This is a genomic window from Leifsonia sp. HAY1-4F (genome assembly GCF_056755275.1).
In genome coordinates this window covers 1-8,933 of sequence record NZ_JBNDHX010000134.1, presented here as the reverse complement: position 1 = coordinate 8,933, position 8,933 = coordinate 1, and the positions used below count along the sequence as shown (strand labels likewise).

The following is an 8,933-nucleotide window of genomic DNA, read 5'->3' as shown; positions in this document are numbered from 1 at the left end:
TCCTACTACCGAGAGACCGTCTACGGCCTGCGCCACGAACCGTACATCGCGGTCCACCGGCCGGACCAGTACGGCAAGGCGCCGGTCGCTGGCGGCTGGTCCTGGCCTGACGCCATCGAGAGCTGGACCTGGTCCGTTCCCGACGGGACGCCGACCCAGGTGGATATCTACAGCGACGCCGACGAGATCGAACTACGGGTCAACGGTGCGAGGGTCGGCCGGCAACCGGTGGGAGAGGCAAAGAAATTCATCGCCACATTCGACACCGCATACTCCCGCGGGGAGATCACGGCCATCGCCTATCTCGACGGCATCGAGCGGGCCCGCTCAACAGTGACGACCGCTCACGGAACTCCGGTGCTAGCCATGAGCGTCGACCGCGTCGAACTGCAGCCGACCAGCCAGGCGGCCGCGTTCGTGGAAGTCTCCCTCGTTGGCGCGGATGGCACGCTGTTCACCGACGCCGACGTAGAAGTCTCCGTGACGGTCTCCGGCGCCGGATACCTGGCAGGACTCGGAAGCGGAAATCCACGAGCCGTCGACCCGCTCAGCGGTGACCACTGTTGGACTTTCGATGGTCGATTGCTCGCGATCATTCGCCCAAAGGCAGAGGGCGAAATCCTGGTGCAGGCCTCTGCGGGTGACCTCAGGGTCGCCGCGGTGCTGCGAGTCGAACCCGCAGCCCCTCCGGCCGCAGCCCTAGGGGACCTTGCGATTGCAGGCACCGCCCCGTGACGACGTAGGCGGACCCTCACCCACGAATCCCGCACTGACGCCAAACGAAAGACTGCAATGAACATCAGGCCCGGCTCCTTCCTGTGGGGCGCGTCCACCGCGCCGCACCAAATCGAGGGCAACAACCTCAACAGTGACTGGTGGGCACGCGAGGGCCTGACGCAGGGTATGGAGCCCTCCGGCGACGCGGATGACAGCTACCACCGCTTTCGAGAGGACATGACACTTCTCGCCGGGGCGGGGCTGAACGCCTATAGATTCGGCATCGAATGGGCCCGCATCGAGCCCCGCCCGGGCATGTTCTCCAACGCCGAGCTCGCGCACTACAGGCGCATGATCGATACAGCACTCGAACTCGGCATCACCCCGGTCATCACACTCAACCACTTCACCGTGCCGCGATGGTTCGCGGAAACGGGCAGCTGGCTCGGCGACGGCGCCGCCGAGCGCTTCGCGGCCTATGCGACCCGCGCCACCGAGATCCTCGACGGTGTCGACTGGATCGTGACCATCAACGAGCCCAACATGATTGCGATGATGATGATGATGCAGGAGGCCGCCCGAACCGGCCAACTCGCAGAGTGGCAAAGCCCGACGGTCGACGGTGACGCAGAACGAGCACGCATCGCCGCGAACCTTCCGGTGCCCCGCGTGCACGACGCTCAACCGCTCATCGCCGCACATCATGCTGTGCGAGACATCGTGCGAACCCGCACCGGTGCGAACGTCGGTTGGTCCATCGCGAACGGCGCGTTCACTGCAGCTCCCGGCGGCGAGGAGAGGCTCGTCGACGTGCGATACGCATACGAAGACGTCTACCTGGAGGCCTCGGCCGGAGACGACTTCGTCGGCGTGCAGTCGTACTCCACCCAGCAGGTAGGTTCGGCAGGCCTCATTCCGCATCCGGAGCATCCGGACAACACCCTGACCGGCGCTGCATGCCGACCGGATGCACTCGAGATGGCAGTCCGACACGTCGCCAAGACGACTGGGCTGCCGGTGCTGGTCACCGAGAACGGCATCGCCACGGCCGACGACGCGCGCCGCATCGTGTACACGACCCAAGCCCTCCGAGGGCTAGGCGCAGCGATCGACGACGGGGCGGATGTGCGCGGCTACTTGCACTGGTCGCTACTGGACAATTACGAGTGGGGTCATTGGAAGCCCACCTTCGGTCTGGTCGCGGTGGACCGCGAGACGTTCACCCGAACCCCCAAGCCGAGCCTTGCGTGGCTCGGCGGTGTCGCCCGACTCAACGGCGCGTCGGTGTGATCCTGCGGCGAGCCTGCAACAAAGGATGCGGCGTCAAACCTGGGGCGCTTCGGAGTAGATCATAATGCGGGTATTCATCATCTACACCACCCTCATAAGTCCGGAACTGCAGGGCGGGCTGATCGGCGTGGTCGGCTCAGTACAGCCAAGTGCGGAGGAGAAAAAGGGAACGTGTGGAGACCGTCTCAAGACGACACTGACGCCTCCGGGCGTCGTGTTGCTCCCAGTCACGTCGGTCACTCTGCTCGACGTCGCTGAGGCTGTATCCCCAGGCGCCGAGTTAGGTGAGATAGCTGCACAGGTAGCAGTGGGGTAGCGCGAGGACTGCTTGCCGGTGACGATTCGCAGGCCCCCTAATAGACCGTGCCCGAATTGGGTGAGAGACCTTCTACAGCTTTGCTCCGATCGTGATCCGCGGCGATTCGGCCGGGCTCGATGGGCATCGATGCATGGGGGTCTCTATTGCGAAGCGGGCCACCCGGAGTGCGATCCGAGCGAAGACGATGTTGACGTCCGTTTGATAGGCCTCAGTGAGGCGAGGCGCCACCGCAATTGTTGCGTTCGGCGGGAACATAAAGGTGAACGTGAACTATATAGAGTTCATGGGATCGAAACCCGGTGCGGTTTACGATGCCAGCTTCGGCCCGATTGGGCCAGAAAACAGCACTTGAATGATTCTTGACTTTAATGTGATCGTTCACTAATCTCGCCATGTTGCAGAGCGCTCTGCGTTATCGCGTCGCAGGTGCGTTCCTCAAGGGAGAGGATTCGTCGTGTCAGAAACGACCAAGAGGCGCCGTGGGTCTGTCCGTTTGTTCGGGATGACTGTGCTCGCCGTGCTATCCGTTGCGGCGGGGACGTTCGTCCCCGCAATTTCGGGTTCGGCCGCAACCCCGCTCGGGGGAAACTACTTCGTGAGCACGTCCGGAAGCGATCAGAACGCCGGGACTTCTCCCGACGCACCCTGGCAATCGCTCAGCAAGGTCGACGCCACAACCTTCCAGCCGGGTGACACCATCCACTTCGAGTCCGGCGACACCTGGGTGGGGCAGTTGTGGGCGAAAGGGTCTGGATCGTCAAGCGCACCCATCACGATCGACAGCTACGGCACCGGGGCAAAACCTCAAATCCAAGGGCAAGGAACGGTCGGTGATGCCGTACAGCTCTTCAATCAGCAGTACTGGGTGATTCGAAACCTCGATGTCTCCAATGCGGCGCCGGCCACCTCGACTCCCGGTGCAAATCTCGGAGACTTCCGCGGGATCGGGATCCACGGAGACAACGGCACGGTCCTGCACAACATCACCATCGACTCCGTTTACGTGCACGATGTGACGGGACAGATCAACTGGGTCGGCGGCAGCCCTTCCAACGACACCCCTGGCGTGAACTGGGGAACGGGCTGGGACAGGTCCAAGAACACGGGCGGGATCATCGTCAACGCCTCTGTCACGAATATTGCCGCGCCGGGAGCCGCAACGACCTACGACGGCCTGATGATCGAGAATTCTCGAGTCGAGAACACTTCGTTCTCTGGAATCTCCACGAAGCAGTACAGCGGTGACGCGCCGGGCGCGGTTCCGACCGGCTGGGGTCAGCGCACCAGTGCCACCGACAGCAAATTCACTCCTTTCACGAACGTCACCATCCAGAACAACTACATCACTCAGGCTGGTACCGAGTTCGGCGGTGACGGCGTGTACATCACAGGTGTGCGCGGAGGAACCGTCCAAGGCAATGTGATCGACCAGGTCGGCGTCTCCGGCGTCGAAAGCAACATGACCGACAACATCACCGTTCAGTACAACGAGATCATGGGCACGCACTATGCCCAGCACAGCGCCGACGCGAACGGGCTGGATCCGGACATCGGCACAACCAACCAGTACTTCCAGTACAACTACCTGCACGACAATGCCGACGGCATCCTGTTGTGCGCGTGTGGCAGTCCGCAGTTCGGGAGCGCGATCGTCCGATACAACGTGGTCGCTAACAGCACGAACCGCAACATCTACTTCTCCCAGGTAAGGGGATCGACGGCGCAGGTGTACAACAACGTCTTTTACAACAAGACAGCACCGAATATGACCTCCGGTTCCATAACGGGGACCGTCACCATGAACAACAACCTCTTCGCATCGGAGCGCTCCGACACGGCGTTCGTTTCGGCTTCGAGCCTCAAGTACGCGAACAATGGCTACACCTCTAACGAGACGAAGATTCCCAGCTCGGACGCGCAGGCTGTCGAACTGACGGATCCAAGGTTCGGGAACCCGAACCCGAGCGGGCCATACGGATCAACGACAGGTACGCAGTTGGGCACCGCCTCCGGCTACGCACTTCAGCCAGGCTCCGGCTTCATCGACGCCGGCACCACCATCGCAAACAATGGCGGTCGGGACTTCGCCGGCAACGCGGTGCCGAATGGTGTAACCGACATCGGAGCCTTTGAATATCGCACCCCGGCAGGCCAGACCACCGAATCCGTCACAGGGACGATCGCGAATCAGTACCAGAAGCCCGTCGCGGGAGCGACGGTGTCCGTGAGCGTTGCGGGGAGCACTTACAGCGCAACGTCGGACGTGAACGGCTTCTATGACGTCCAGGGCGTCCCCTTCGCTTCCAATGCCACATTGACGGCCACGGCAACCGACTACGCCGACTTCCAGGCGTCCGTTTCGATCGCCTCGGGCACTTTCACTCGTGAGAACTTGGTGATGACCAGCACGTCCACGACAGGGACGTTCACCGGCGAGGTGGTCGATGAACAGGGGACCGCGGTGCCAGGCGCGTCGGTGTCGCTCACCGAGAATGGTGCAGCGGTTGCAACGACGACATCCGGCAGCGATGGGCGATTCACCTTTCCGAGCGTCACCGCCGCCGATGACTACTCGTTCACGGCTTCAGCGCTGGGTTACACCGGCCCGAGTCGCGGAGGCTTCTCAGTTACTCCCGCGGCAACTGTGGACATCGGGGGACTCTACGTCACCGGTCACGCAACAGACCCGGTCGTGGGCGAGACCTTCGACAACCTCCCAACCGGCGCCCTGAGCGACGGCACAGATGGTTGGCGAGTGGTCTCGACGGGAAACACCGTGAACGTTGCCGAAGTTCCCACGAGCACGGACAAGAGCGCATATCTGAACCGGACAAACAGTCAGGGAGGAACCGACGGGACGAACCTCGCTCGGGTATTCTCGTCACCCCTCAAGGGCCTGGTCACGGTCAAAGCTCAGATCATGCGAAACGACACCGCGGGCGGCTACTACGGCGCACCGTACGTTTACAACGCGAATGGAACCCAGGCCGTGAGCGTAGCGTTCGCACGCGGACAGATCACCGCGTATGTTGGCGGCACGTCCAAGACGATCGCCCCGTACAACCTGAATCAGTGGTACGACGTCGACCTGACGATCGACACGGTCAACCAAACCTTCGACCTTGACCTTGACGGCGATCGTGTCTTGACCGACGCCGCTTTCCGCACATCCATGCCATCCATCGGGAAGGTCGCCTGGTACTCGAATGGCGGCGAGATCGGCTCGATCTATATCAACAACGTCAGCGTTTCGCAGGGAGCAGCCTACGTTCCGGTATCGCCGTTGACCGAAAGCCTGGCGTTCTCGCCGGCGCAGCCCAACGGCGACAACGGCTGGTTCACACAGCCAGTTGCAGTCACAGTTACAACGGAGGGTGGCTCGGGAGGTGCGCAATCGCACTACGCCGTCGACGACGGTGTGATGACGCCGTACACCGCCCCATTCTCCGTCGACGCGGATGGTGAGCACGTGGTCTCGTACCAATCAAGCGACCCTTACCAGACCACCGACGTTGCATCCGCGGCGATCAAGATCGATGCCACCGCCCCATCGACGACAGGAACGTTCGATTCGAAGACGCGGACGGTTACGGCGTCAGCGGCCGACTCAACGAGCGGTGTAGCCGAAATACAGTTCAGTCAAGACAGCGGAGTGTGGACTGAATACACGCAACCAATTCAGTCTGACGCCGATGCGCACACGGTCGACCTGAGATCGGTGGATGAGGCCGGCAACATCTCTGATGTAGTCACTCTGGACGTACCGGAAGGCACACAAATCATCGACTTTGCCGCCATCGCGGATCACACATTCGGTGACGCCGACTTCGCGGTGTCCGCAGAATCCAGCTCGGGCCTACCGATTGCATTCAGCGCAAGCGGCCCGTGCACGGTTACTGGCGCAAACGTGCACATCCTCGGCGCCGGAACCTGCACGATCACCGCAAGCCAGGACGGAAACACTGCCTTCCGCCGAGCGGTGCCGGTGTCGGAGTCTCTCGTGATCAACCCCGCCCCAACCACAGTGACGGCGGGAGATGCCTCGGCTCCCTGGGGCACGAGCGCAAAGATCGAAGCACAGGTTGCCTCTCCGGTACCGGGCGCGATTACCGGAGAGGTCAAGCTCACCGAGGGAACGACGGATCGAGGAAGTGTCGCCCTCGCAAACGGGACGGCTTCGTTCGTACTTCCGGTGGGTCTCTCAGGCGGCCAGCACACTCTGACGCTGACCTACAGTGGAGCAGCGGACTTCGAGGGGTCCGCAAATACAGTCATCGTGACAGTGGTGCTCCCCACGACGTGGAATTCGACCACGTCGTACCAGTCCGGGGACCGCGTCAGCTGGAACGGGGCGGTGTACCAGGCGGAGTGGTACTCCAAGAATGAGACGCCGGGAAAGAGCGCGACCGGAGCATGGCAAGAACTCGCAATGACGGAGGACGGCACCACCATCTGGACGGCCTCTCGGATCTTCCGGGCCGGCAACACCGTCACGTACTCGGGCAAGACCTACCTGGCTGCCTGGTACACGCGAAACGAGAAGCCCGGGCTGGCCACCGGGGCCTGGGAAGAGATCGCTACAGCACCGGACGGTGTTGCGCTCTGGACGCCTTCGCGGATCTTCAATGCGGGTGATGTGGCCGAATACAACGGTGTCAAATACACCGCACGGTGGTACACGCGCAATCAGACACCCGACCCGGTCGACGGTCCGTGGGCACCCGCCACGTAGGGAATCGACGTCGACTTCAGGCGAGTTTCTGAAGGGTCCGTGAGAGCCACCTGGCGCACAATTCCGTCCAGTCCTGTGTTCCTGCGATGCCGTCGGCCAGGCCCACTCCATGCTTGCCTGCTTGATAAACGTGGAGCTCGAAGTCAACATCAGCGTCGGACAGTGCGTGAGCGAGTCGAAGGCTGTGCTCTAGTGGCACCGATGCGTCTTCCCCAGTGTGCCAAATGAAAAACGGGGGAGCATCCCTGTGTGCGAGCAACTCGAGTGAAACTGATCGCCTCTCCTGTTCAGTCGCATCGCGGCCGAGGAGGTTCTCGCGCGAGATGGCGTGGTGCTCCGTCATCATCGACACGACCGGATACGCAAGAACCACTGCGTCTGGACGGCCACGTTCGGCGAGCGTGAGCGCGGCTTGGCCAGCGAGATGTCCACCAGCGGAGAAGCCAAATAGCACAACGGTCCCGGCCCCCTCAGCGCGAAGTTCCGCTATCCGATCTTCCACGGCGCGGAGTGGTGCGGGGTGCCGAGCCGGCACGGGATACCAAAGGACGGTCGCTTCGTATCCCAGCGTGCGCAACCACTGCGCCACAGGTTCTCCCTCATGCGGAGCGTGGCGTTGATAGCCGCTACCGGGTAAGACGATGATGTGCACGCTTGACATGACGACCAGGGTAGCGAAGTCAAATCGTGATGGTTCACTTTTTTCTCGGATGCGCCGTCGGGGAGAGCGAGCGACAAGTCTCAGGAATTCAGATTTTGCTGCAACAAATTGGCGAAAAGGATCGCGTTGACATGAGAGTGAACGATCACTATTCTGATAAACAGTCCTCGCGGCATCCGACATCGAAGATCATCAGAGATGGGCTGCGAAGTACAGCGTCGTATTTACGAAAGGGACCCCCGTGGCACACAGCAGTGACACCAAGCGTGTCGGCCGAAAGGTCGGCATTTTCGCATCGATCGTCGTCGTGGCCGCTCTTGGCCTGACCGCATGCAGCGCTCCCAACGCGCCGACAGCGGGATCGACCTCGACGGCTAAGGCGAGCAAGCCGAGCAGTCCTATCCAGCTCACCATCCTCGACGGCGGCGGCGACCTCAAAGGAGGTGGTCAGGCGGCGATCGACGCGTTCGTGAAGGCTAACCCTGACCTGGTGTCCGGCGTCTCCTATCAGACGGCAGCGGCGACCGACGTCGCAGGCAAGCTCCTTGCGCAGTCTTCAGGCGGTGCAGTCACCACCTCGCTGGTGCTCGGCGGCCCGGACGTCCTCGGTTCTCTGCAGAAGCAAAAGCTGCTGACGACCCAGCTCCCCGCGTACGGGTCCAGCCTTCCGGATTTCACGAAGATTCAGGACGAGGGTCGGTCGAACTTCCAGAAGGCTAGCAACGGCCAGGGAATCCTGATCAATTACGACCAGAACGGGCCCTTTATCGACTACCAATCGCCCGTCACGTCTTCGGATGCCCCGAACACGCCGCAGGCTCTCCTCGCGTGGGCCAAGGCGAACCCGGGCAAGTTCTCCTATGCGCAGCCTGCCAACTCCGGCTCGGGACGAGCGTTCATCGAGACGCTCCCGTACATTCTCGGTGACAGCAACCCGTCCGACCCGGTCCATGGTTGGAGCAAGACCTGGGCCTACCTGAAGGATCTCGGAAAGTACGTCACCAGCTACCCGTCGAGTTCATCGCTGCTTGCCCAGCAGTTCGGCGGCGGCCAGCTTCGCGTGATCCCGACGGTGATCTCTCACGACATCTCGTTCCGCAAAGCGGGAACGTACCCCCCGGACACCGGTATCACGCTGTTCAAGAACCAGAACTGGATCACGGACGGCCACTACTCGATGATCCCTGCCGGCGTCAGCCCGGAGACGCTGTACG

5 protein-coding genes are annotated in these 8,933 nt (G+C 62.0%); 4 read left to right on the top strand and 1 reads right to left on the bottom strand.

The features are described from left to right. The 3 genes from ACPYOG_RS17700 to ACPYOG_RS17690 all read left to right on the top strand — a co-directional run. Positions 1–735 (top strand): DUF4982 domain-containing protein (locus ACPYOG_RS17700; RefSeq protein WP_481295472.1); only part of this gene is annotated, 735 nt, incomplete at its 5' end. A gap of 57 nt (positions 736–792) precedes the next feature. Beyond that, entirely contained in the window at positions 793–2,007 is a 1,215-nt protein-coding gene (locus ACPYOG_RS17695; RefSeq protein WP_481295471.1) for a family 1 glycosylhydrolase, read from the top strand. Between the two features lie 773 nt (positions 2,008–2,780). Then, positions 2,781–7,058 (top strand): OmpL47-type beta-barrel domain-containing protein, encoded by a 4,278-nt coding sequence (locus tag ACPYOG_RS17690; RefSeq protein WP_481295470.1) that lies wholly within the window; start codon positions 2,781–2,783, stop codon positions 7,056–7,058. Between the two features lie 16 nt (positions 7,059–7,074). Here the strand turns inward: ACPYOG_RS17690 and ACPYOG_RS17685 are convergent, their stop codons facing one another. Beyond that, positions 7,075–7,719 carry an alpha/beta hydrolase gene (locus tag ACPYOG_RS17685; protein ID WP_481295469.1) on the bottom strand — a complete coding sequence of 215 codons (645 nt, stop codon included), beginning with the start codon at positions 7,717–7,719 and terminating at the stop codon, positions 7,075–7,077. A 241-nt stretch (positions 7,720–7,960) separates the two neighbouring features. Between ACPYOG_RS17685 and ACPYOG_RS17680 the strand changes: the two genes are divergently transcribed. After that, positions 7,961–8,933, top strand: a 973-nt coding sequence (locus tag ACPYOG_RS17680; protein ID WP_481295468.1) for an extracellular solute-binding protein, incomplete at its 3' end; no start/stop codon positions are given.

Bases quoted from the DNA above. Each gene is read 5' to 3' on its own strand.
- ACPYOG_RS17695 (WP_481295471.1), top strand. From the start codon at position 793: ATGAACATCAGGCCCGGCTCCTTCCTGTGGGGCGCGTCCACCGCGCCG.
- ACPYOG_RS17685 (WP_481295469.1), bottom strand. From the start codon at position 7,719: ATGTCAAGCGTGCACATCATCGTCTTACCCGGTAGCGGCTATCAACGC.